This is a genomic window from Micromonospora sp. WMMD734 (assembly GCF_049178975.1).
Classification (GTDB): Bacteria; Actinomycetota; Actinomycetes; order Mycobacteriales; family Micromonosporaceae; genus Micromonospora; species Micromonospora wenchangensis.
This window is the reverse complement of the sequence record NZ_JBMHMK010000001.1, coordinates 905343-927112: the sequence shown is the minus strand read 5'-3', so window position 1 is coordinate 927112 and position 21770 is coordinate 905343. Positions and strand designations below refer to the sequence as shown.

Here is a 21770-nt window from a genome sequence, read left to right as displayed (position 1 = left end):
GATCGGCGGACGGACGCCGCCGTAGGCTGGATCAGCCCTGCAGGGTGCCGCGTACCTGGCCGCGCATCTCCTGCACGGAGGTGGTGGTCTGGCCCAGGGCCTGCTTGACCGAGTCGAGGATCTGCTTGACGGTGGTCGCCGCGGTGTTCCACTGCGTCTGGATCCCGTTGTAGATTTCCATTTCGTCGCCCTCCCAGTTGGCCTTGACCCGGGTGACGAAGTTGGTCAGGTCGTCGAGACTCGCCTGGACCCCGTTGGCGACCGAGGCGATGTCGCCCTGCGCCGATCCGGCGGTCGACTCGTCGTAACTGAAGACGTCAGCCATGATCCCCGTAACCTCTCCCGTCAGGCCCGGAACTTGGCGCCATCCCAGTTGGCCGACCCCATGGTCGACTGCAACTGGCTGGTCTGCTCCGAGTGGTAGGTGTCGTACAGCTGGCCGGCGGAGCCGACCCGTCCGGTGATGTCGGTCAGTGCCTTGTTGAGGTCGGCCATCGCCGTGTTCCACCGCTGGGTGAGTTGGTCCCAACTCTGGAAGGCCGCGCCCTTCCAGACGGCGGGCAGCGGCTCGATCGCGCTGATGAAGGAGCGCGCCTGACTGTTCAGTGCGGCGACCGATGTGTCCAGATTGGAGGAGTGCTGATTGACTGCATTGTCAGTGATCGAAAACTTCGCGCCCATCGAAGCCTCCCATGAGTTCGATCCGCAATCACCCAAACATAGACGCTTGACAAAGTTTGATCACCACTTGAGTCGCCTATCTCGCAGAAGGTGAAATTTGATCACCGCAGTCGCAGATCTTCCACGAGTCGGGCGGTCAGTCGAGAAATGACCTCCCGGGTGCCGGGGGCGAGTTCGGGCCATCGCAGCGCACCTTCGGCGCGCAGCGCCGGGTCGTACGGCAGGACCTCGGTCGGCACGGCACCGAGCCCACCGGGCTGCGGCACCGTGGCGGAGGGCCGCGCGTCCCGGCGGGTCAGCACCTGCACGACGATCCGGTCGAGCGGTTCTCGCAGCAACGGGGCGATCCAGGACCGGCAGTCGGCCAGCCGCCCGCCGGCGTGCGCGTCGTCGGCCGCCACGAGCACCACCCGGTCCGCCCGGGTCACCACGGCCGGCACGACCGGATCGACGGTCAACGGCGGGGTGTCGACCACGCGGACCGGGAACCACCGGCCGAGGGCAGCCGAGACCGCCCCATACTCGGCCGCCGTGACCGGCGGCTCGACATCGCCCACCGGGCTCGCCAGCAGCAGCGCCCGATCGGCCAGGGACAGGCGTTCCCGCAGCCACCTGTGGCCCACGGCGGGCCTGCGGTCGGTGGCCGCGCCGCGCAGGCCGAGACCGGCCAGCACCGCCCGGGTCGAGCCGTCGGGCCGGACCGCCAGCCGGTCGTGCAGGCCGCCGCCCCGACCGGCGTCCACGGCGAGCACCCCGACGTCCTGGTGCCGGGCCAACAGCGAGGCGACGAGTGCCGCCACCGTCGAGCGACCGCCACCCGGATCCGGTCCGACCACGGCGACCGTCGCCGGCCGGAGCCGGGCCGAGAGGACCGCCGCACGGTGCCGCTCGGCCCGCACCACAGCCGTGAGCCGGGGATCAAGGGCCCCCAACATTGTCCGACCGACCTGTCGGTATTCGGTCATCTCGTTCTCCCACATAGACGGTGGTTGTTACCCTTGCTGCGCGACAGCGGGGAGGCGGGATGACGTACGTTCAGTATCCTTATGCGACGCTGGTGAGCCTAGGCGGAAATCTGACCACCCTCGGAGATCAATTGGAGACCGACCATCGAGGGGTGGTCGACTGCGCCGGGCTGACCGGCGATCACGCCGACATCCAGAGTTCGATCTCCGATTTCCGTGACGAATGGAAGACCAGCCTGTTGGAGTTGATGAACAACATCGGCGAGTGGGGTGGGCTCTCCAGCGCGATCGGCAAGATGGTCGCCGATTTCGACAACCAGGTGGCTACCGCGTTACGTCCGAAGGAATCGTAGGGACGCGGTATGAGTGACGTGTCCATGCGCGACCCGCTGCCCGCGCACGACCTGAAACTCAACCCCCACGCCCCGCACCCGGGGTTCGCGTGGCTGATCGGCATCCCGTCGGACTGGGCGCTGCTGGACACCAATCCGGAGTCCTGGCAGCGCAACGCCGCCCGGCTGGTGGACGAACGGTTCCTCGGGCAGCGGCTACGCGCCGCCGAGCGTAGGGCGGCGCTCGACTTCGTCGAGCAACTCGTCGCCGACTGTCAACGCGCCGGCACCGTGTTGAGCCTGATCCAGCTGGGTCGGATGTCGACAGGCGTGGTCGGCAGCGCCGGGCTGCACCTGGGCTGGTTCGACTCCGCGCCCCAACCGGCCGGTCTCGCCCTGGTCCGGCAGACCCTGCCGCGCACCGGCACGACGCAGGAGGTCGAGACGCCGGTCGGCCCGGCACTGCTGCACCGCGACGTCGCGTCCACGGTGCCGCCGGGTGGCCTGACCCGGGTGCGTTCGACGGTGCTGCAACTGTTCCTGCCATTGCCCGGCACCACCTGGACCGCCCTGTTGAGCGCCGCGACGCCCCATCCGGAGCTGGACCAGGTCCTCACCGACGTGATCGTCGCGGTGGGCCGCAGCATCGCCCCGGCCGGCCCGGACGACCTGGCGGGCACCGACGGGACGACGCAGTGACCGCGTGCCGGCCCGGGTCGCCCCGGGTCGACGAGCGGCACCGGGCCGGCCATGGCTGACAACCGGGACCGGGTGGTGGTCGAGGCGCACACGCTGCGCACCGCCACCGCCAAGGCCGCGTTGTTGCACGGGTCGCGGCGTGGCCCGCGCGAACTGCGCCGTCCCTACGCGGCAGCGATCGCCAGTCTGGTCGTCGGCGCGCTGTTGCTGGTGGCGGTCTGGGCGATCACCACGATCGGTGGGTTGCTCGCCGACCAACGCCGCCCCCGGGCGGCGGGGGCGGTCGCGCAGTTCGCCACGGGCACGCCGGCCGTCACCGAGCCACCTGTCACCAGCGAGCCGCCGACGACCGCCCCGCCGATCGGGCCCGACGCACCGGTCACGCCCGAACCGCCGGCCACCCGGATCGCCTGATCGGTCGATGCGCGCAGCCGCGGACTCGACCGGTGGCCCGTCCGCCGGATTCCCCACCTGGCGGGCTGACACGGGGCACTCAGCCGGCCGCCCAGTCGAAGCCGCCGAACACCGCGATCGCCAACGGCACCAGGCTGACCACCGTGACCACCTCGACGAGGTCGAACAGCCGTCGCGTCCGGGCGGCACCGACGTCATCCAGGCGCGGCCGTCCGGCCCAGAGCACCACCGCGGCCACCGCCAGGACACCGGCCACGGTCGTCCAGGCCGCGACCACCCCGTCGGCGTCGGCGAGTCGTACGCCGCCGATCACCACCACGGTGGCCGTGACCACTGGCGGGACGAGCATGGGCAGCACCTGCCCCCGCCGGGTGAAGGCCCGCGACCGCAGCGCGAACACCAGCCCCAGCGCCCCGCCGAGCGGCGCACCGACACCGGCCCGCGTCAACAGCACCACGCAGACGGCGGTGGCGGCCAGGGCGATGCCGACCACCAGGCCGGAGAGTACGGACTGGCCACGGCGTACCGCCGTCGCGACCAGCTGCCGGCCGACCCACTGGCTCTCCTCCTGGCGGCGCAACAGGTCGACCAGGCCGGCGGCACCGAGGGCGAGCTGCGGTGCCAGCCCCACCGCGAAGACGACCACCACCGCACCGACCGCTGCCGTGCGCTGCGGATCGAGTCCGGCGGTGAGCAGCACGGTGCCGAGCCCGCCGAGCACCGCCATCGTCAGGCCACCGGCGGCGACGCCGTACCAGCGTTCGCCGGCCAGGGCGAGCAGGGCGACGCCGAGCCCGACGCCGAGAGCGGCGGCGGTGTACCGGGCCGGTTCCGGCCAGTGGGCCGTTCGGGCCACCGCCAGGCCGGCGACCAGCCAGGCAGGTGCCGCCGAGGCGATCAGGAGCTCCCCACCGGTCGCGCGGAGCAGGCGGCCGGCCAGCGCCGTCAGCCCGGCCACCGCGACCAGCGTGGTCGCGGCGACGGACGCGGACACCGGCGTGGTGGTGATCGCGTACGTCAACGTCAACACCGCCACCCCGGCCAACCCGGCGCAGCCCGTCATCCGGGCGGAGTCCCGCCATTCGCTGCCGTCGTCGTCCAGGGTGGCCTGTACCTCGTCGACGACGTCGTCGACGATCGGTGGCAGTGGCGCCTGCTCGGGCGGGGTCAGGTAGAGCGTTTCGGCGTCGACGATGCCGGCCTCGTCGAGCGACCGGTGCGGGTCGAGCCCGCCCGCGCCCACCGTGGACAGTCTCCACCGACCGGCCGCCTCGGGGGCCAGCGAGAGCAGCTCGCACACCTGTGGCACGAACTCCAGCAGCGGGCGGGACGCCGGAAGGCTGACGTCGAGGGCGCGTCCGCCAGCCACCACTGTCACCCGGGTGAATCGGGTTGCCATGACCCTCCGTCCCCGCACGGTCGGCTCAGCGTGTCGACCGGTACTACTCTAGGCAGTCGAAGCACTACCGGTCACCTGGCCGAGGCGCTGATCGGCCCGGCCCGGGAGGGGTCGCGATGACGCAACGGGTGATCCACCGGCCGGCTCGGGTTCCGCCACCGGAGCCGGAGCCGACCGCGCTCGACGTGGTTCCACCACCGGGCATGCCCGACGGTGGCGGCGGGTTCGCCGGCGTCATGCAGGTCTTCCTCCCGATCATGGGTGGCGCCGGCATGTTGCTCATGATGATGGCCAACCAGAACCCGATCATGATGATCGCCGGCCTCGGCATGCTGATCGCCACGGTGTTCGGGGGGATCGCCGCCTACGTCACCCAGCGCACCGGAACGGCCCGCCGGTTCACCCGGCAACGGCAGCGGTACCTGGAGTACATCGACGGCGTACGCGATCAGATCCGGGCGGACGCGGCGGCCCAGCGGGTCGCCGCCCGGCACCGCCACCCCGCTCCGGAGGTGCTTCCCGACCTGCTCCGCGACCCGCACCGGCGGTGGGAACGGCGGCTGGCCGACCCGGATTTCCTCGTGCTGCGGGTCGGGCGCGGGCAGGACCGCCTCTGGCGGCGGGTCACCCTCCAGGCCGACGAGCACAACCCGCTCGTCGAGTTGGATCCGGTCACCCTCGCCGCCGCCCGGCTGGTGGTGGACCGGGACCGGCTGCTCGACGACATGCCGGTCGCGGTGCCGGTCACCGGTGTGGTCTCGGTGGTCGGCAGCCCGGCCGACACCCGCAACCTGGTCCGCGCGTTGGTGGCGCAACTGGTCACCCTGCACGCCCCGGACGACGTACGGCTGGCCTGGTTGCTCGGTGGCACCGCCGGGCCGGAGTTCGACTGGCTCAAGTGGTTTCCGCACTGCCTGCACCCGAGCGAGTACGACGGCCCGGCCCCGCAACGGCTGGTCGCCGCAGAGCCTGCGGCCCTGGCGTCGCTGCTGGCCGCCGAGCTGTCCCGACGTGTCGGTGAGGTCAACCGGGCCCGCCGCCTCGGCGATCCGCACCACCGGTTCCGGGGCGGCCGGCTGGTCGTGGTGGTCGACCAGGTCTCCGCCGGACGCGTCGACCCGCTCGGCCACCTCGACGCCGGCCTGCACCCCGACGACCTGGGCATGGCGGTGGTGGTGCTGGTCGAGGAGCAGCAGTTCGAGCCGTCCGCCGTGGACGTCCGGGTGCGCTGTGTGGGCGATCAGGTCACCGTGGAGGATCTGCGGAAGGTCACCGACACCCGGGCCGAGGAGATCCTGGACCGGCGGAGGCGGTCGAGTGGCGCACCGGCCGGCACGGTGGACCGGATCGGCCTGTCGGAGATCGAGTCGCTGGCCCGGCAGGTGTCGCCGCTGCGACTGGTCGCCGACACCACGAACGACACCCCGCTGGAGGCCACCGTCGACCTGCGGGGCCTGCTCGGCATCGTCGACGAGGCGACCTACGACGTGGCAGCGCTGTGGGCACCCCGGCTGCTGCCGGACTTCCTCACCGTCCCGTTCGGGGTGGGGCCGGACGGCAGCCCGGCGTACCTGGACATCAAGGAGGCCGCGCTGGGCGGGATGGGCCCACACGGACTCTGCGTCGGGGCGACCGGCTCAGGCAAGTCCGAGGTGCTGCGGACACTGGTGCTCACCCTGGCGATGACCCATCCGCCCGAGCGGCTGAGCCTGGTCCTCGTCGACTACAAGGGGGGTGCCACCTTCGCCGGGCTGGAACACCTGCCGCACACCTCGGCGATGATCTCGAACCTCTCCGACGACGCCGGGCTGGTCGACCGGCTGCACGACGCGATCCAGGGCGAGATGAAACGCCGGCAGCAGATCCTGCTCGACGCCGGGCAACTGGCCAACATCACCGAGTACAACAGGCGGCGCGACGCGGGCCGTCCGCTGCCGCCGCTACCCAACCTGATGGTGATCATCGACGAGTTCAGCGAGCTGCTGACCGCCAAACCGGACTTCATCGAGCTCTTCATCGCCATCGGCCGGATCGGCCGGTCGATCGGGGTCCACCAGTTGCTCGCCTCACAACGGTTGGAGGAGGGCCGGCTGCGCGGGCTGGAGTCGTTCCTGTCCTACCGGTTGGGGCTGCGCACCTTCAACGAACAGGAGAGCAGGACCGTGCTGGGGGTGCCCGACGCGTACCGGTTGCCGTCGCTGCCCGGTTCCGGCTATCTGAAGGTCGACACCACGGTCTTCGAGCGGTTCAAGGCGGCGTACGTCTCCGACACGTACCGGCCGCCGGCCGGCGAGGAGGTGGTCGACGCCGCGCCCGACCCGGTGGTCTTCCTGATGTACAACGTGGCCCGGCACCTGCCGAAACCGTTGGTCCCCGACGAGCCGCACCCGGACTCCGAGAGCGTGACCGCACCGAGCACGCTGGACGTGGTGGTCGGCCGGCTCCGTGAGCACGGGCGGCAGGCACACCGGATCTGGTTGCCGCCGCTGCCCGCCGCGCTGCCGCTGGACGCGGTCACCGGCCCGCTGGAGACCGATCCCGCGTACGGGCTGGTGGCCCCGGTCCAGCGGCGCGGACGGCTACGGATCCCGGTCGGCCTGCTCGACCGGCCCACCGAGCAGAAGCAGGAGCCGTTCGTCCTGGACCTCTCCGGTAGCGGAGGGCACGTCTGCGTGCTCGGTGCGCCCCAGACCGGCAAGTCGACCTTCCTGCGCAGCCTGGTGGCCGGTGCCGCGCTGACCCACACCCCGCAGGACATCGCGTTCTACTGCATCGACGTGGGCGGTGGGGCGTTGAACGCGCTGGCCGGGCTGCCCCACGTCGGCGGGGTGGCCGGTCGGCTGGACCCGGACCGGATCCGCCGGACGGTCTCCGAGGTCGGCATGCTGATGACCGAGCGAGAGGAGCTCTTCGCCGCCCGGGGGATCGACTCGATCGACACCATGCGGCGGATGCACCGGGAGGGTCGGCTGCCCGAGTTGCCGGCCGCCGACGTCGTACTGGTGATCGACAACTATCCGGTGCTGAAAACCGAGTTCGAGGATCTGGCCGACCTGGTGCAGGACATCGGTGCGCGGGGTCTCGGCTACGCCGTGCACCTGGTGTTGACCGCGGGGCGCTGGGCGGATCTGCGGATGCAGCTCCAGGCGGTGATCGGCTCCAAGATCGAGTTCAGGTTGAACGATCCGCTGGACTCGACGATCAAGCGGCAGGCGGCCGAGAACCTGCGGGCCGACACCCCGGGTCGCTGCCTGACCCAGGACGCGCTGATGGCTCATGTGGCGTTGCCGCGCATCGACGGCATCGACGACGTCGGCACGCTGCCGAAGGGCCTGGACGATCTGGTCTCCCGGGTGGCCGCGGCCTGGACCGGGCCGCCCGCCCCGGCCATCCGGATGCTGCCCACCATGGTCGGGTACGCCGAGGTGGCCGCCGGGCCGCCACCCGAGGGGCGGATCCGGCTCGGGCTCGACGAGGCCGAGCTGCGCCCCACCATGCTCGACCTGTTCGGCACCGACCAGCACCTGCTCGTCTTCGGCGACGCGGCCAGCGGCAAGACCTCCCTGCTCCGGCTGCTGGTGCGGGACCTGACCGCGCAGTTCACCGATGACCAGGTCGTCTTCGCGGTCATCGACCTGCGCCGGACGATGCTGGACGTCGTACCCGAGCCCTATCGCGGTGCCTATGCGGGCACCGCGAGCGCCGCTCAGGGGTTGGTGCACGGCGTTGCCGAGGAGATCCGCCGGCGGCTGCCCCCGGACACGCTGACCGTCGAGCAGTTGCGGGCCCGCTCCTGGTGGTCCGGGCCGGAGGTCGTGGTGTTGTGCGACGACTACGACCTGCTCCCCGGCGGCGGGGCCGGGCCGCTGGCCCCGTTTCTGGACTTCCTGCCGCAGTCCCGCGACCTCGGCTTCCACCTGGTGCTGGCGCGGCGAAGCGGAGGTGCCGGCCGGGCGATCCACGAGCCGGTGCCGCAACGAATGAAGGAAGTCGGCTGCGCGGGACTGCTACTTTCGGGTGAACGGCAGGAGGGCCAACTCTGGCCGCAGACCCACCTCTCCGTCCAACCTCCGGGCCGCGGGCGGCTGATGCGTCGCGGCCGTCGCCCCACGCTCGTTCAGCTGGCGTACGTCGAACCGAGCTGAGCCTCGATCCACCGATGAACGCCAGGTCGGCGGGCCCCTGAGCCCTCTGGACTGGGAGGGACAGGAGTCACGAGCTTCCAGCTTCTCGTCGGCGGTCGCGGCGGGCAGGTCGATGGGACACCGGCCTCCCGCATCGCCCGTGACCTGCCCGTCACGATGACAATGGCTCAAGCGTTCGGGGTGGCGTTGTGCTATGGGTCGGCGAAGGCGCCCGCGCGGGCGGCGGTGGTCGCGCTACGGGCGACACGGTGGGGAAGGTCCGCGTCCGTCGCCGCCCGCAGGAGTACGAGCTCGTGGTACAGCGGGGCGGTGGTGGCGATGAGCAGTCGGCGCGTATCGGTGCCCGGCGGAATCTCACCGCGCTCGACGGCGCGTCGGGTGATGTCGGCGCAGCGGTCGTACCGGCCAGCCCAGAAGGCGCTCAGGGCCTGGGCGGCCCGCTCGGACCGGAAGGACGCGGTGATCAGCGCGATGGTCACCGGGTCGGTGGTCAATGCGGTGTAGACCTCGCGGTTGACCCCGACCAGGTCACCTTCGAGCGATCCCGTGTCGGGTGGACGCCAGGCGTCGGCACCCGCCTCGTTGAGGACGTCGGCGAGCAGGCCACCGACGTCCCGCCAGCGCCGGTAGACCGTCGTGCGGTGGACACCCGAGCGTTCGGCGACCACCTCGATGCTCAGGGAGTCGTAGCCGTGCTGGACCAACTGGGCGAGCGCGGCGTCGAGGACGCGGCGGCGGACCGCCGCGCTGCGTCCGCCGGGTCGGCGCGCGGGGCCGGTGATCGTCCCGTCGGGATGATCGCTTGTCGGTGGTGGCGACGCCATGCCAGGAGGTTATCGCTACAACCGTAGCCTTAATGAGTGAGGTTCTCCGTGACACCGACCCGACGGCTCCTCACCCGGTGGCGACGCAGCCGCGTGTGGTGTTTCTCAAGCCGCCGGTCACCTCCCCCGGGATCGTCGTCGGGAAATACACGTACTACGACGATCCCGACGACCCGACCGGCTTCGAGCAGCGCACCCGCCGAGATCGGACGCATCGCCGTCGACAACGAACTGGAGCGAACCCCGTGACATCCGTCGTCATCCAGGAACACCCGGTGGCCGACGCCGGCAGCGGCCTGTACGGCGTCACCACCGGACCCGACGGCGCCCTGTGGTTCACCCTCGCCCACAGCGGCCAGGTCGGACGTGTGGTCCCGGGCGAGGAACCCACCACCTACCTCGTCGACCCCGCCGGGCAGCCCACGATCATCGTCCCCGGCCCCGACGGCGCGCTGTGGTTCACCGAGTCCCGGGCCCACCGGATCAGCCGGATCACCACCGACGGCGAGACCACCCGCTTCGCCGTACCCAGCCGCGACGGTGGACCGTACGGCATCGCGCCCGGACCCGACGGTGCCCTGTGGTTCACCGAGATGAACGCCGACCGCATCGGCCGGATCACCACCGACGGTGCGGTCACCGAGTTCCCGCTCCCGGTCACCGGTGCCTACCCGTCGGCCATCACCGCCGGCGTCGACGACGCCATGTGGTTCACGATGAACCAGGCGAACGCGATCGGCCGGATCGGCACCGACGGCACCGTCACCACGTTTCCGCTGCCCACGGAGGCCGCCGCCCCGGTAGGGATCATCGCCGGCCCCGACGCAGCCGTCTGGTTCGTCGAGATCACCGCCGGCCAGATCGGGCGGATCACCCCCGACGGCACGATCGACGAGTTCGCGCTACCCGACCGCGCCGGCCGCCCCCACGCCATCACCACCAGCGGCAGCGGCGCCCTGTGGTTCACCGAGTGGGCAGGTAACCGGGTCGGCTCCATCACCACCGACGGGACGATCGAAGTCCATGACCTGCCCACGCCGCACTGCGAGCCGCACGGCATCACCCGCGGACCCGACGGCGCCCTGTGGGCGGCCCTGGAGAACGGCATCCTGGCCCGCATCGACACCACAGGTCGGTGAGGGCGGGCGGGCCGTGTGCTGGTGCTTCCGCGTCTGTCGTGGGCCGGGCACTCGGCAGCGTCACCACCGGACGCTGGCCGACGGGTGGCCACGGGCCGGCGGGTGGTTGACGCAGCAGGCGCGGTCGTGACGACGTGGTCGTCCGATCTGTGCCAGGATTCCGCTGTGGCGACGATCGAAGTGGTGCTGGGCGACATCACGCGGGAGGACGTGGACGTCATCGTCACGGCCGCGAACGAGTCGCTGCTGGGTGGCGGTGGTGTCGACGGGGCGGTCCACCGCGCCGCCGGTCCCCGGCTGGCCAGGGCAGGAGGCGCGATCGGCCCCTGCCCGCCGGGTGACGCGATGCCGACGCCGGCGTTCGACCTCGACCCGCCGGTACGACACGTCATCCACACGGTCGGGCCGGTCTGGGAGGGCGGCGGCCACGGCGAGGACGAGGTGCTGGCCTCCTGCTACCGCAGGAGCCTGCAGGTCGCCGACGAACTCGACGCCCGGACCGTGGCGTTTCCCGCGATCGCCACCGGTGTGTACGGCTTCCCCGCCGAGCGGGCGGCACGGATCGCCGTGGCGACGCTCAGATCCACACCGACGAACGTGCACCGGATACGACTCGTCGCCTTCGACGACGACACACGGGACCACCTGCACGCCGCACTGACCGCCACAGCCGACTGACCGGCCGGGGCGTCTCGCCATCGCGGCTGCGCCGGCGGCACGTGGCGTTCGTTCCATTGGCGCAGCTCTTCCTGCGCGATGTTCTCCGCGACGGCGACGACGTGCCGGTCAGACGCCACGGTCCCGCTCGACGGCGTACGTGATCGGATCGTCTCCCGATCGCGTACCCCGTCGTCTCGCCGGGTGGTGAGTACGGCAGCAGGACGATTTTGCCACCGGGCCGCCCGGAGCAGCTGAGATCGGCGGCCTCCCGGACGGCATTGAGGGTGAAGGTGCGGGCACCACCGCCGGGGGGGCCGTACCGGACGCCAACCCGGCTCCGTCCGTAGGCCGCTTATCGGATTGGGTGTCGCTGCGACCATGCATCTGGCCGCAGCGACACCCAACTCCGCTTCTATCCCTTGACGGTGACCTGGTGGTTTCCACAGGCAGCGATCAACCTGGGAACTGCGGCAGCCAGGTTGAACTGCCGGAAGTCCGCTGTTGCCGGCGAAGCGCGAGGATTCTGCACCCGCTGTACCGCGCCCGCCGCGAAGACCCCCGCAGACTTCAGATCCTCATGAGTGGAACGCTGAAACAGCTCCCCCACCCGCTGCACCTCATCGTCGGGAACAACCTCACCCCGCGCGGCCCGCACCACGAACCCCGCCGAGCGACACGCGGTCACCCCCGGATCCTCATCCTTCCGGTCAACGAACTGCCAGTATGCCGCCGCGCCACCGCCACCCAGAGCGAGCAGAACAAGGAACACCACCAACAGGCCGACCCACCGGCGTCGCCTCGGCACCTTGGCGGCGGACTCCGCCACGGAGGGGTCGTCAGTCACACGAACGTCCTTTCTGCACTCACAACAACAAGGGCGGCAGGTTACCACCTTGGTTGGGCTGAACTCCTCGATCAAGCTCCATCACCTGCGGCTATACCGCCTTCACCGGCGAGCGCGACACCGCGCGAAATTCACCTTCCGGTAATCAAGGCGTGATGGCCAGAGCGTCCGAGGTGAGTCCGTCGCCGATCTCCCCGGCCAGGACGTTCCCCGCCGTGGCAACCCGGCTGAGCTCAGCGCGGAAATCGGCGCGCATCTGGAAGGCTTCTCCGTATGCTCGCTGCTGCTCCGGCGGAACCACGGGGATGGCGAGCCGCCGGATGTCGATTCGCAAGGACGCACCAACCGGCAGCCGGTCACCAGTAGCACCCGGTCACTCGCGGTCAACTCACACCACTTCCGCACCGCCGCCGACAAATGAGCATGGCCGGTCACCGTGAAGACGCGTTGCCGATCCGCGCGGACCACCATGAGACCGGCACCTACATGGATGTGGGCCTGTGGTGTGATCGAGGTTGTTAGATGACGATCCGGTCGCCGTAGGCGAGGATCAGGGCGTTGAGGGCCTTGACCCAACCGTAGACCCGGCCGGTGATACTCCCGCCGCCCTTACCTTTCTGCTGGACGACGAGGTAGCGGACCTTCATCGCGGCCTGCTCGGTCGGGAAGTGCCCCCCGCCGGCGGGCGGCCCGCCGGAACCGGGCGTTCAGGCTCTCGATGATGTTGGTGGTGTAGTGAGGTAGCCGGCCCACTGCTTGGCGCCCTCCCCGCCGGTCCCGGCCCACATACCGAGCATGTCGCGTCCCCCGTCGAGGCTGATACCGACAACGACATAGACGGGCCGGTTCGCGACCTGCCCCTGGCGGATCTTCATCACCAGGGCGTCGATGAACCCATCAAGGCGGCGGGCATGCTGGGGCACGATCCGGGGCGTGAACGACCCGGCCCGACCTCGGTCTGCACCGTCTTCGCCCCATGCCCGTTACGCACATTGGCCCGCCGACCCGACTCCTCGTCGACACCGGCCTCCTCCAGATGGGCATCCAGTTCGGCGTCGAGTGCTGACTCCAGGACGGTGCGGGTGATCCCCGCGAGAAGACCACCCGGCCCGGCCAATGACACTCCGTCGGCCTTGGCCCGCTCAACCAGGTGCGGCGCGAACTCCACCTCCGCCGCCCGTCGGCTGCGGAAGCTGAACCGCCTTCTTCCTGTCTGCCATGACGCGGTCCTTCCTGGACAGGATCAACGTCCGGTCCAACGGACCACACCCAGGTCAAACACGGAAATCTACGCATTCCCGGTGCGGCTGGAGTATTGGGTTTTGGTTCGTAAATTATGGCGCATATCACACTGGCAGGTAATTTACTGTTGCCCGAGCTGCGGACCGGGGGTTAAGGTTTTGGTCTACCAGTCACTGTCAATGCCTCTGCTGGGCGCGGTGGCCGAAAGAAACGGGGAGAACGTGTTCAGCGTCGAAGATTGGCGGCTGCCTACCGCCGTCAGGGACGTTCCCGAACTGTGTGACAAGATCCTTTATCCGCTCGGGGTCGGATTCTGACTGATCCCGAGAACACTGAGGCCGTTCCGGCCGCTCGTTCCCTGTCCGCTGACACGCGTAGGCGAAACTCGTAACCGATCAGTTCATGACTGTCGGCGTCGTGCCCAAAAAGCACCGCCGACCGGCCGTGAAATGCCGTGCCCAGGTACGGTAAGAATGACGGGACAAGAACATGAATCGCCAGTATCGGCGTTACGACTGCGTGGGCATCGGCGCGATCTCCGGGCTCGGGGTGGGTGCCGGCCGGGGACGGATGGCCCCGGGGCTCACGTCCACCGCCCACCAGCACGACGAGACCGAGACCTTCGTCATCGTTTCGGGCAGCGGAGTCCTGGTCGTGGACGGACGGCGGGTGCCGGTGGAGGCCGGGACCGTCGCGCAGTTCGAGCCCTTCGAGACGCATGTCGTCGAGAACACCGGCCCGGCCGACCTGGTCTCGCCACCTTCTACTGGCGAGACCTCGAACGGGCGCGGCTACGTGATGGGCCGCGCCCGGCGTGAGGGGCGCAGCCCGGCGGAGGTGGCGGCCCACTACAGCGCCGAGCTCGCCGAGACGCTGCGCCTCGTGGACATCGACCCCGACCAGTACACCGTCACGCAGGACACCCCGGGGTACGCGGCCGGACTACGGGACTTCTCCTCCCGGCTGGTCTCCTCGGGCCGGGTCCGCGCAACGTCCGGGCCGGCGCTGTTCGACGGCGACACCGGCGCGTACCGCTACGAGGTTGACGTCAGCGGCGGGTGCCCGTCCTGCGGGAGCCCCACCGGCGGCAACATCTGCCAGGAGTGCGGCGAGCCGAACGTCTGCGCCGACCTCGTGGACCCGAGGTCCGCGATCTCGGCCGCGCCGCCCTGGCCGGGCCGGATCGACCGGTACCTCCTGCCGCTGCACGAGTTCCGGGACACGTTGGTCGAGGACGTATTTCCAGGCCATGCCCACGACCGAGAGAGTGCGGGAGTACACCCATGCCTGACGGCGACGTCAACGCCCACCGCCGGATTCCCCGCCCAGCGTGGGATGTCATCAACCAGCTCGCCCTGCGGCGGTGCACCGACGAGACGCACAGCGTCCGCTTCCGTCGGGGCTCGGAGATCACCAGATGGACGCTGGCGGAACTCGACCAGCGCGCGGTCAACCTGGCCCGGCGGTTGCACGCGACCGGCGTGCGGGTCGCCGACCGGGTGGGCGTGCTGTCGACCAACCGGATCGAGTGGGTGCTCCTCGACCTGGCCGTGCTCAAGCTCGGCGGGGTCACCGTGGCCGTCGAGCCGGGCCGGTTCGAGCCGGAGCGGGTCATCGAGAAGTACGGCCTCCGGCGGCTCTTCGCGGAGGGCGAGACGAGCCGCGACGCCGTGCAGGACATCGACTCCGTCCTCTCCCTGACCGAGCCGCCCGGCACCGACGTACCGGAGCTTCCGGCCTTCCCCGGGTACGACGAGGCCGACATCTGCCAGATCAAGCAGACCTCCGGAAGCACCGGCACCCCCCGGGGGATCGAGACGACCGCGGTCAGCGTCAACAGCTCGATCTCCGAGGTCCAGGAACTGTTCCGGCACGGCGACGGTGACAACATCCTGGTGCTGCTGCCGCTGTGGTTCCTCCAGCAGCGGTGGTGGTTCTACTCCGCGCTGGTCTTCGGGCACGACGTCGCGCTGTCCGGCTACGAGGACGCGGTCGAGATGGCGCAGGCGGTCTCGCCGACCGTGGTGATGGGCGTGCCCCGGCTCTACGACGACCTGAGGGCCCGGATCCGGGCCAGCGGAGCCCCGGTCGACCTGCCCGAGCGACGGGAGACCATCCAGGCCCTGCTGGGCGGCCGGATCCGCTACCTGTGGACCGGTTCGGCACCGGCGACCCGGGCCACCCTCGAGTTCTTCAACGACGCCGAGGTGCCCCTCTACGAGGGGTACGGCCTGAACGAGACCTGCATCGTCGCCAAGAACCATCCGGGCGCCTTCCGGCTCGGCAGTGTCGGTCAGGTGCTGCCGAACAAGACGATCCGGTTCGACCGGGACGGCGTACTCGTCATCGCCAGCCACCACCCGGTGAACACGCGCTACACCTGGTGCAACCCGGGGGACAACCAGAAGGTCTGGCTGCCCACCGGCGAGATCAAGACGTACGACCTCGGCCACGTCGACGATGACGGCTTCCTCTGGATCCACGGCCGGGTCGACGACGTGATCTCGCCGAGCGCAGGTCCGAACGTGCTGCTCCCGCCCATCGAAACCCTGCTGCGCGGCCTGCCCGGGGTGCACGAGTGCGCCGTGTACGGCCGGGCCGTGCGCTTTCTCACCGCGATCGTCTCACCGAATCCGGACCTGGATCCCGCGGTGTTGAGCGACCGGATCGTGGCCCTCAACGAGACGCTGCGACCGGAGCAGCGCGTCCACGCGGTGATCGTGGCGGCGGAACAGTTCTCGGTGCGGAACGGCCTACTGAACACCCAGTTCAAGCTCAAGCGGAGGCAGATCGAGGAACGCTTCGCGCGGGAACTCGAACTCGTTTACGACAAACACAACGGAGACGCGGCTCCGCCCGTTCCACCGGTTCTGGTGTTCGGCTAGCCGACCGCACCCGCATTGGAGAGACAACGATGAGCTGGGAATCGCTGGCAGACGCCGTCCTCACCGGTGACCGGGTCACCCTGCGCCGGGTGCGGATCACGGATCGGGCGGCCCTGGAGCGGATCGCCTACGACGCCGACACCTGGCGTTACTTCGTCTCGCAGATCCGTATCCCGGCGGACCTCGACGACTTTTTGGAGACCGCCATCCGGGAGACCCTGAACGGCACCCGGATCGTCTTTGTGATCCTCGACCGGGAAAGCAGCGAGATCGTGGGCAGCACCGCCTACGGCAACCTCGACCGGGCCGAGCGTCGCCTGGAGATCGGTTGGTCGTGGCTCGGCCCGCAGGCACGGCGCACCGGCGTCAATCGGGCCGCCAAATTGGCGCTGCTCGACCATGCCTTCGACGTGCTCGGCTGTGAGCGGGTCGAGTTCAAAACCGATGTCCTGAACACTCCGGCGCGGGTCGCGCTCGCCAGGATCGGTGCCACCGAGGAGGGCGTGCTCCGCAGTTTCAACTACATGCCCGGCGGGCGCCGCCGCGACATCGTGTACTTCAGCATCCTTCGACCCGAGTGGCCGACGGTCCGCCGCGAGCACTTCACGGCCGACGCCGCCACGTCCGCCGGTTGACGGCGCACGACAAGGGAGCCCGAATGGTCGACACGGAAGACGTCTCGTTCACCGCCGGAGCACAACGACTGACCGCGACGAAGGTGTACCCGTCGGGTCGCGCCCCGCTGCACACCCTGCACCTGCACGGCCTGGGTCCGACAGCGTCCCGGCACGCGATCCGTTACCTGCTGGACCCGCTGGCCGAACAGGGGCACGCCGCCGTGACGTTCGACTTCTCGGGCAACGGGGACAGCACCGGTACCTACCTCGACGGCTCGTTGCGGCGTCGTCTCGACGAGGCCCTGGCCGCCGCGCGGTTGCTCGATCCCGGCGAGGCCCCGGTGCTGATCGGCAGCAGCATGGGGGCGCACCTGGCGGCCTGCGCGGTGCCCGCGCTGCGACCGCGTGGCCTGATCTTCTTCGCGCCGGCGGCGTACGCGGCGGACGCCACCGACGTCCCCTTCCACGGCTACCTCGCCAACGCCCCCGACGCCGAGAACCCCGTCCGGCCCGGCGACTTCGCCGACTCGCCCGCCTACCAGGGGATCGGCCAGTTCACCGGGGACCTGCTGATCGTCGCCGGAGGACGCGACGAGGTGGTGCCCCCGACCGTCGTCGAGGGGTACCTGGTCCACGCCCGGCGCGCTCGGTCGACGTCCGTGATCTGGCTGGACGACTGCGCGCACTTCATCCACCGGTGGCTGCCGGACCGGCACGAACTCCGCGACGACGTGCTGATGGCGATGTCGCGGGTGCTGACCGCCGTCCCCGCGAAGAGTTGAGAGGAGACCCGACATGCAGATCGAGGACAACATCCTGCGCCGGTACGACGTGGACAGCATGAATCTCGTCGAGGCCGCGTTCGTCGACGGGCCGCTCGCCGACGCCATGTCCGCCGCGCCGTCCGTCGAGCGCCGTAAGGACGTGACCCCGGAGGAGTTCGTGCACACCTACCGGGACCGGAACCGCCCGGTGGTGCTGGAGGGCTTCGTCAGCCACTGGCCGGCCGTGCGTAACTGGTCGTTCGCGCACCTGGCCGAGCGGTGCGGCACCGTCAAGGTCGTTGTGGACAGCTACACCAGCGCCCGCGCCCGGGAGACGACGGTCGCCGAGTTCGTCGAGTTGCTGAAGACGAACGTCGGCCCCGGCGCCTCGCCGATATACCTCCAGGAGTGGCTGTACCAGGCATCCTGCCCGGATCTGGCCGAGGACCTGCCGGAGCTCGACATCGCCCAGTACGACTTCCGGCGCAACCTGTACGGCGACGACGCGTCCGTCAACCACCAACTGTGGTTGGGACAGCAGGGTGGGATCACCCGGCTGCACCAGGACTCGTACACGGTGGACGTGATGCACGCCCAGATCGTCGGGACGAAGCGCTGGTACATCATGAGCCCCGACGCCGAACTGCGACGGAACGCGGACGGCGAGCCGGACTGGTCCGCATTCCGCTCCTCGCCCGACGTTGAGCTGATGCAGTTCGACCTGCGGCCGGGCGACTTCCTCTTCCTGCCGGCCGCGTGGTATCACCGGATCGAGTTGCTCACCGATTCGATCGGGCTCGGCCGGAAGGCGCTGGACGTGAAGAATCTGCAGAAGCACATGCACCAGCGCATGGCGGAACTCCTCGGACTGCTGCTCAACTACGACGAGGTGAGCCGAACGCATCCGGAACTCGTTCCGGTGCTGATGGCCCGGAGCCGGATCCTGGCCAACCGAATGAACATCGATCTTTCGAACCTGCGTCCGTAGAGTATCCGGAACCCCGTCGCCGGCGGGGTTCCGGAACGGTTCCTGTTCATCCTCGAAAGGGGTCCGCAATGCCCAAGCACGTACTGGTGGTCGGCGGTGTCGACTTCATGATCGACAAGGTGGAGAAACTCGGGCTGCGGTACTCGATGGTCCAACTTCCCGAGTTGGTCAGCGACCGCCACCTCCAGGGTGCGCGCCGGTTTGCGGTGATCGACTACCGCGATTCCGACGAGGTGCTTGCGGTGGCGCGGGCCTGGCACTCCATCGACCCTTTCGACGCCGTCGTGTCGTTCACCGAGTACGGCCTGGAGCCGGCCTCCCGATGTGCCCGGGAACTCGGCGTGGCCGGCGACAATCTCGACGCTGTACTGCTGACCCGGGACAAGAAGAAGACCCGCGATCTACTCGAACGACACGGCCTCAGCCCGGTGCGCCACCGGATCTGCGCGAGCCCGGCCGACGCGGCGACCTTCCTCGGGGAACTCGACGGGCGGCCGATGGTGCTCAAGCCCTCCGACCGGGGGCTCAGCGAGGGCGTGGTCGTCGTCGGCCCGACCGAGGCGCTGGCCGACGGCTGGGCCTGGGCCGCGGCGGCGACGACCGGACCGATCCTGGCCGAGGAGTACCTGGACGGGCCGGAGTACAGCGTCGAGTCCTTCTCGCTGGCGGGCCAGCACGACATCGTCATGATCACGGAGAAGGTCACCACCGAGCTCCCGCGATTCATCGAGGTTGGACACCAGGCGCCCGCCCGCCTCGCCCCGGCGGTCCGGGAACAGGTGGTGGAACTCGTCACCGCGCTGCTCACCCTGATCGGACAACGAACCGGTCCCGCGCACACCGAGATCCGTCTCACCGCGGCCGGCCCGCGCGTCATCGAGTCGCAGACGCGGGCCGGCGGCGACCAGATCTGGGAGATGTGCGAACTGGTCACCGGCGTCGACCTGCTGAGCGAGACGATGATCGCCCTGCTGGGCCTGCCGATGCCCCGGCGCGTACCGGCCGCGAAGGCCGCCGCCATCCGCTTTTTCTCGTTCGAGAACGGTCGGGTGGCCGGCGTCCACGGCCTGGCGGAAGCCGCCGCCGACGAGGGCGTGGTCCGGCTGGTGTGCACGCTCCGACCCGGCCAGGAGCTCGGGTTGCTCGAGTCCTCGACGTCCCGGCAGGGCTACGCGTTGTGCGTGGGCGACAGCACCGACGACGCGGTCGCCCACGCCGAGGCGACGCACGACCGGGTCGCCGTCGAGTGGGAGCCGGTGACCCCCGACTCCTGATCGGACGCCCCGACCGGCCTGCTCACTCAGGAAGATGGGACCCCGCACTGCCATGCCCGACCACGACACCTCGATGCTACGACGCCTCGCCGGGCTGCCCAGGCCCGTATGGGTGATCTGCGGCGGCGTCTTCCTGAACAAGCTAGGCAACTTCCTCAGCGTCTTCCTGCTGCTCTACCTCACCCACGAGGGCTACTCGCCCTTCCAGGCCGGGGTGGCGCTGGGGGCGATCGGACTCGGCAGCTTCTTCGGCAACGCGGTCGGCGGGACGGTGGCCGACCGGATCGGTCGCCGTCCCGCCATCGTCGTGTCGATGATCGGCGCTGCCAGCTTCACCCTGTCCGTACCACTGAGCCCCAACATCTGGACGACGGTCGTGCTCTGCGTCGTCATCGGCTTCTTCGCCCGCCTCTTCAACCCGGCGGCCGGTGCGATCCTGGTAGACTCCGTCCAGCCGGAGCAACTGCTCACCGCGTTCGGGATGTACCGTCTCGCGATCAACGCGGGGATGGCCATCGGCGCGGCGTGCGGTGGCATCCTGGCCGGCCTCGACTACAACTACCTCTTCGTCGGCAACACCGTTGCCTCGGCCCTCTTCGGCCTCTTGGTGTTCCTGCTCCTGCCCGAGACCCGGCCCACGACGGATGCCACCGGGTCCGACCAGGCGGACCGGCCGGGCAGCTACCGCGACGTGTTCAGCGACCGTGCGCTCGTGCTGTACGTGCTGGCCATCGTCGCCGGCACGTACGTCTACGTGCAGAGCACCTCCACGCTATCGCTGCACGTCCGGGACGCGGACCTCGGCAGCGCCTTCTACGGTGTGCTGCTGGCCGTCAACGCGGCTATCTGTGTGCTGGTCGAGCTGCCGATGCTCAAGCTGACGGCGGATCGACATCCCGGCCGCGTCCTGGCTGTCGGCATGGTTCTTCAGAGCGTCGGCATCGGCCTGACCGCCTTCGCGTTCGACCACGTGTCGCTGCTGCTGACCGTCGTGTTGTGGAGTCTCGCCGAGACGATCTACTCCCCGGTGGCCCAGGCCATCCCGGGGATGCTCTCGCCGGAACACCTGCGGGGGCGGTACCAGGGGGCCGAGGGGATCGCCGCGACGATCGGCCAGACGGTCGGTCCGGCCCTCGGTGGCTACCTCTACGCCGCCAACGACCAGGTGCACTGGCTCGTCAACGGGCTGCTCGGGTTCCTCGCGGCGGCGATCATCCTGATCGCCGGCGACCCCCGTCATCGACGTCTGAAGGCGTTCCGGATCGAGACGGTGGCGGACGTGCAGAGCCAGGGGAACAGCGCGCTGACCAAGGCCGGACCATAGGTGTTGGCCGGGCCTGTCGCGTTGGGCGAGAACATGATCGACTCCGGCTTGTCCGGTGAGGTCTGCTGGGCCGGTCAGGTCGCTGTCTCGTTTCCGGTCCTGGCCGCCGCCGTCGGCGTTCGTCGGCTTTCGGTTCCCGCCTGAGGTGATCGTTTTGGCCGTCCGCTGGTATCTGCGGTTCAACCTCTCCTCCCGGGATGTGGAGGAGTTGCCGGTCGAACGCGGTGTCGAGGTGGATCACGTGACGGTCTTCCGGCGGGTGCAGCGGTTCACCCCGGGCCCGGCAACGTCGCACCAGAGATCACCGCCGCGAACAAGACCATTGCCGCGTACGACGCCAAGAGCACCGTCTACCGGGAGCTACGACTCGCCTTCACCTACAACCCCGGCGAAAACAAAATCAGCGTCGAGGCTACGCCTGACGCTGATTACTGCGGGGTAACAGTACGTGTCCGAGGGGGATTCGAGCCCCCGCACGTAACTCCTGTGCACCAATCGGGTGTACATGACTATAGATTGCTGCAGGGCGACGGTTCCCAGATCACGCCTTCAGCAGGCCTCCACGGGTTCTCGA

At 69.8% G+C, this 21770-nt stretch carries 22 protein-coding genes and 2 pseudogenes; 14 read left to right on the top strand and 10 right to left on the bottom strand.

The genetic code is table 11. The features are described 5' to 3' along the window. Positions 1–31 precede the first annotated feature (31 nt). The 3 genes from ACN267_RS04105 to ACN267_RS04095 form a co-directional block, all read right to left on the bottom strand. A complete protein-coding gene (locus tag ACN267_RS04105) occupies positions 32–325 on the bottom strand; it encodes a WXG100 family type VII secretion target (protein ID WP_204961655.1) in 294 nt (97 codons plus the stop codon). Between the two features lie 20 nt (positions 326–345). Beyond that, entirely contained in the window at positions 346–681 is a 336-nt protein-coding gene (locus tag ACN267_RS04100; protein ID WP_204961654.1) for a WXG100 family type VII secretion target, read from the bottom strand. 101 nt (positions 682–782) lie between these two features. Continuing rightward, a complete protein-coding gene (locus ACN267_RS04095; RefSeq protein ID WP_421487957.1) occupies positions 783–1646 on the bottom strand; it encodes a hypothetical protein in 864 nt (287 codons plus the stop codon). A gap of 59 nt (positions 1647–1705) precedes the next feature. Here ACN267_RS04095 and ACN267_RS04090 point away from each other — a divergent pair, with 59 nt between their 5' ends. Genes ACN267_RS04090 through ACN267_RS04080 form a run of 3 tightly spaced genes read left to right on the top strand, consistent with a single transcriptional unit; the run spans position 1706 to position 3091 of the window. Next, entirely contained in the window at positions 1706–1999 is a 294-nt protein-coding gene (locus ACN267_RS04090; RefSeq protein WP_204961652.1) for a hypothetical protein, read from the top strand. 9 nt (positions 2000–2008) lie between these two features. Further along, the gene (locus ACN267_RS04085) at positions 2009–2677 is read left to right on the top strand and encodes a hypothetical protein (RefSeq protein ID WP_281896069.1); all 669 of its coding nucleotides are present in this window, start codon (positions 2009–2011) and stop codon (positions 2675–2677) included. Positions 2678–2728: 51 nt separating this feature from the next. Beyond that, a complete protein-coding gene (locus tag ACN267_RS04080) occupies positions 2729–3091 on the top strand; it encodes a hypothetical protein (protein WP_421487956.1) in 363 nt (120 codons plus the stop codon). A gap of 79 nt (positions 3092–3170) precedes the next feature. Here the strand turns inward: ACN267_RS04080 and eccD are convergent, their stop codons facing one another. Further along, a complete protein-coding gene (eccD, locus tag ACN267_RS04075) occupies positions 3171–4490 on the bottom strand; it encodes a type VII secretion integral membrane protein EccD (RefSeq protein WP_421487955.1) in 1320 nt (439 codons plus the stop codon). 116 nt (positions 4491–4606) lie between these two features. Between eccD and eccCa the strand changes: the two genes are divergently transcribed. Continuing rightward, positions 4607–8635 carry a type VII secretion protein EccCa gene (eccCa, locus tag ACN267_RS04070; RefSeq protein WP_421487954.1) on the top strand — a complete coding sequence of 1343 codons (4029 nt, stop codon included), beginning with the start codon at positions 4607–4609 and terminating at the stop codon, positions 8633–8635. A 191-nt stretch (positions 8636–8826) separates the two neighbouring features. On the opposite strand, the gene ACN267_RS04065 is transcribed toward eccCa, so the two are convergent. Continuing rightward, positions 8827–9459, bottom strand: coding sequence for a TetR/AcrR family transcriptional regulator (locus tag ACN267_RS04065; RefSeq protein ID WP_204961647.1), 633 nt, complete (start codon positions 9457–9459; stop codon positions 8827–8829). A 245-nt stretch (positions 9460–9704) separates the two neighbouring features. Here ACN267_RS04065 and ACN267_RS04060 point away from each other — a divergent pair, with 245 nt between their 5' ends. Beyond that, complete coding sequence (locus ACN267_RS04060) at positions 9705–10598, top strand: virginiamycin B lyase family protein (RefSeq protein WP_421490385.1); 894 nt, start codon at positions 9705–9707, stop codon at positions 10596–10598. 165 nt (positions 10599–10763) lie between these two features. Continuing rightward, positions 10764–11276: an O-acetyl-ADP-ribose deacetylase gene (locus tag ACN267_RS04055; protein ID WP_421487953.1), complete on the top strand. Its 513-nt coding sequence runs from the start codon at positions 10764–10766 to the stop codon at positions 11274–11276. A gap of 394 nt (positions 11277–11670) precedes the next feature. Here ACN267_RS04055 and ACN267_RS04050 read toward each other — a convergent pair whose 3' ends face one another. The 5 genes from ACN267_RS04050 to ACN267_RS04030 all read right to left on the bottom strand — a co-directional run bounded on the left by ACN267_RS04050 (position 11671) and on the right by ACN267_RS04030 (position 13270). Continuing rightward, a complete protein-coding gene (locus tag ACN267_RS04050; protein ID WP_204961641.1) occupies positions 11671–12102 on the bottom strand; it encodes a hypothetical protein in 432 nt (143 codons plus the stop codon). A gap of 145 nt (positions 12103–12247) precedes the next feature. Next, positions 12248–12436, bottom strand: a complete 189-nt coding sequence (locus ACN267_RS04045; RefSeq protein WP_421487952.1) for a hypothetical protein — start codon at positions 12434–12436, stop codon at positions 12248–12250. A 184-nt stretch (positions 12437–12620) separates the two neighbouring features. After that, positions 12621–12749: a hypothetical protein gene (locus ACN267_RS04040; RefSeq protein ID WP_421487951.1), complete on the bottom strand. Its 129-nt coding sequence runs from the start codon at positions 12747–12749 to the stop codon at positions 12621–12623. Positions 12750–12809: 60 nt separating this feature from the next. Then, positions 12810–12977 (bottom strand): transposase, encoded by a 168-nt coding sequence (locus ACN267_RS04035; protein ID WP_421487950.1) that lies wholly within the window; start codon positions 12975–12977, stop codon positions 12810–12812. Further along, positions 12977–13270, bottom strand: coding sequence for a transposase (locus tag ACN267_RS04030; RefSeq protein ID WP_421487949.1), 294 nt, complete (start codon positions 13268–13270; stop codon positions 12977–12979). Before ACN267_RS04030 ends, ACN267_RS04035 begins: the two co-directional genes overlap by 1 nt. 563 nt (positions 13271–13833) lie before the next feature. Between ACN267_RS04030 and ACN267_RS04025 the strand changes: the two are divergent. From ACN267_RS04025 to ACN267_RS03990, 8 genes and pseudogenes are all read left to right on the top strand, one after another. Continuing rightward, positions 13834–14565 (top strand): annotated as a pseudogene (locus tag ACN267_RS04025) (class I tRNA ligase family protein); the annotation flags it as partial. 62 nt (positions 14566–14627) lie between these two features. After that, positions 14628–16229, top strand: coding sequence for an AMP-binding protein (locus ACN267_RS04020; protein ID WP_421487948.1), 1602 nt, complete (start codon positions 14628–14630; stop codon positions 16227–16229). Positions 16230–16258: 29 nt separating this feature from the next. Further along, positions 16259–16864 carry a GNAT family N-acetyltransferase gene (locus tag ACN267_RS04015; RefSeq protein ID WP_421487947.1) on the top strand — a complete coding sequence of 202 codons (606 nt, stop codon included), beginning with the start codon at positions 16259–16261 and terminating at the stop codon, positions 16862–16864. A 23-nt stretch (positions 16865–16887) separates the two neighbouring features. Further along, a complete protein-coding gene (locus ACN267_RS04010) occupies positions 16888–17628 on the top strand; it encodes an alpha/beta hydrolase (protein ID WP_421487946.1) in 741 nt (246 codons plus the stop codon). 13 nt (positions 17629–17641) lie between these two features. After that, complete coding sequence (locus ACN267_RS04005) at positions 17642–18598, top strand: cupin-like domain-containing protein (protein ID WP_421487945.1); 957 nt, start codon at positions 17642–17644, stop codon at positions 18596–18598. A 68-nt stretch (positions 18599–18666) separates the two neighbouring features. Next, positions 18667–19872 carry an ATP-grasp domain-containing protein gene (locus ACN267_RS04000; protein ID WP_421487944.1) on the top strand — a complete coding sequence of 402 codons (1206 nt, stop codon included), beginning with the start codon at positions 18667–18669 and terminating at the stop codon, positions 19870–19872. 34 nt (positions 19873–19906) lie between these two features. Next, complete coding sequence (locus ACN267_RS03995; protein ID WP_421487943.1) at positions 19907–21196, top strand: MDR family MFS transporter; 1290 nt, start codon at positions 19907–19909, stop codon at positions 21194–21196. A gap of 82 nt (positions 21197–21278) precedes the next feature. Continuing rightward, a pseudogene (locus tag ACN267_RS03990) lies at positions 21279–21518 on the top strand (hypothetical protein); the annotation flags it as partial. Positions 21519–21770: the final 252 nt, after the last annotated feature.

What these genes read in the sequence shown, in the direction of transcription:
- ACN267_RS04065 (WP_204961647.1), bottom strand. Translation starts at nt 9,459, where the DNA reads ATGGCGTCGCCACCACCGACAAGCGATCATCCCGACGGGACGATCACC.
- ACN267_RS04010 (WP_421487946.1), top strand. Translation starts at nt 16,888, where the DNA reads ATGGTCGACACGGAAGACGTCTCGTTCACCGCCGGAGCACAACGACTG.
- ACN267_RS04015 (WP_421487947.1), top strand. Translation starts at nt 16,259, where the DNA reads ATGAGCTGGGAATCGCTGGCAGACGCCGTCCTCACCGGTGACCGGGTC.
- ACN267_RS04040 (WP_421487951.1), bottom strand. Translation starts at nt 12,749, where the DNA reads ATGAAGGTCCGCTACCTCGTCGTCCAGCAGAAAGGTAAGGGCGGCGGG.
- eccCa (WP_421487954.1), top strand. Translation starts at nt 4,607, where the DNA reads ATGACGCAACGGGTGATCCACCGGCCGGCTCGGGTTCCGCCACCGGAG.
- ACN267_RS04005 (WP_421487945.1), top strand. Translation starts at nt 17,642, where the DNA reads ATGCAGATCGAGGACAACATCCTGCGCCGGTACGACGTGGACAGCATG.
- ACN267_RS04035 (WP_421487950.1), bottom strand. Translation starts at nt 12,977, where the DNA reads ATGAAGATCCGCCAGGGGCAGGTCGCGAACCGGCCCGTCTATGTCGTT.
- ACN267_RS04105 (WP_204961655.1), bottom strand. Translation starts at nt 325, where the DNA reads ATGGCTGACGTCTTCAGTTACGACGAGTCGACCGCCGGATCGGCGCAG.
- ACN267_RS03995 (WP_421487943.1), top strand. Translation starts at nt 19,907, where the DNA reads ATGGGACCCCGCACTGCCATGCCCGACCACGACACCTCGATGCTACGA.
- ACN267_RS04000 (WP_421487944.1), top strand. Translation starts at nt 18,667, where the DNA reads ATGCCCAAGCACGTACTGGTGGTCGGCGGTGTCGACTTCATGATCGAC.
- ACN267_RS04090 (WP_204961652.1), top strand. Translation starts at nt 1,706, where the DNA reads ATGACGTACGTTCAGTATCCTTATGCGACGCTGGTGAGCCTAGGCGGA.
- ACN267_RS04020 (WP_421487948.1), top strand. Translation starts at nt 14,628, where the DNA reads ATGCCTGACGGCGACGTCAACGCCCACCGCCGGATTCCCCGCCCAGCG.
- ACN267_RS04095 (WP_421487957.1), bottom strand. Translation starts at nt 1,646, where the DNA reads ATGACCGAATACCGACAGGTCGGTCGGACAATGTTGGGGGCCCTTGAT.
- eccD (WP_421487955.1), bottom strand. Translation starts at nt 4,490, where the DNA reads ATGGCAACCCGATTCACCCGGGTGACAGTGGTGGCTGGCGGACGCGCC.
- ACN267_RS04080 (WP_421487956.1), top strand. Translation starts at nt 2,729, where the DNA reads ATGGCTGACAACCGGGACCGGGTGGTGGTCGAGGCGCACACGCTGCGC.
- ACN267_RS04100 (WP_204961654.1), bottom strand. Translation starts at nt 681, where the DNA reads ATGGGCGCGAAGTTTTCGATCACTGACAATGCAGTCAATCAGCACTCC.
- ACN267_RS04085 (WP_281896069.1), top strand. Translation starts at nt 2,009, where the DNA reads ATGAGTGACGTGTCCATGCGCGACCCGCTGCCCGCGCACGACCTGAAA.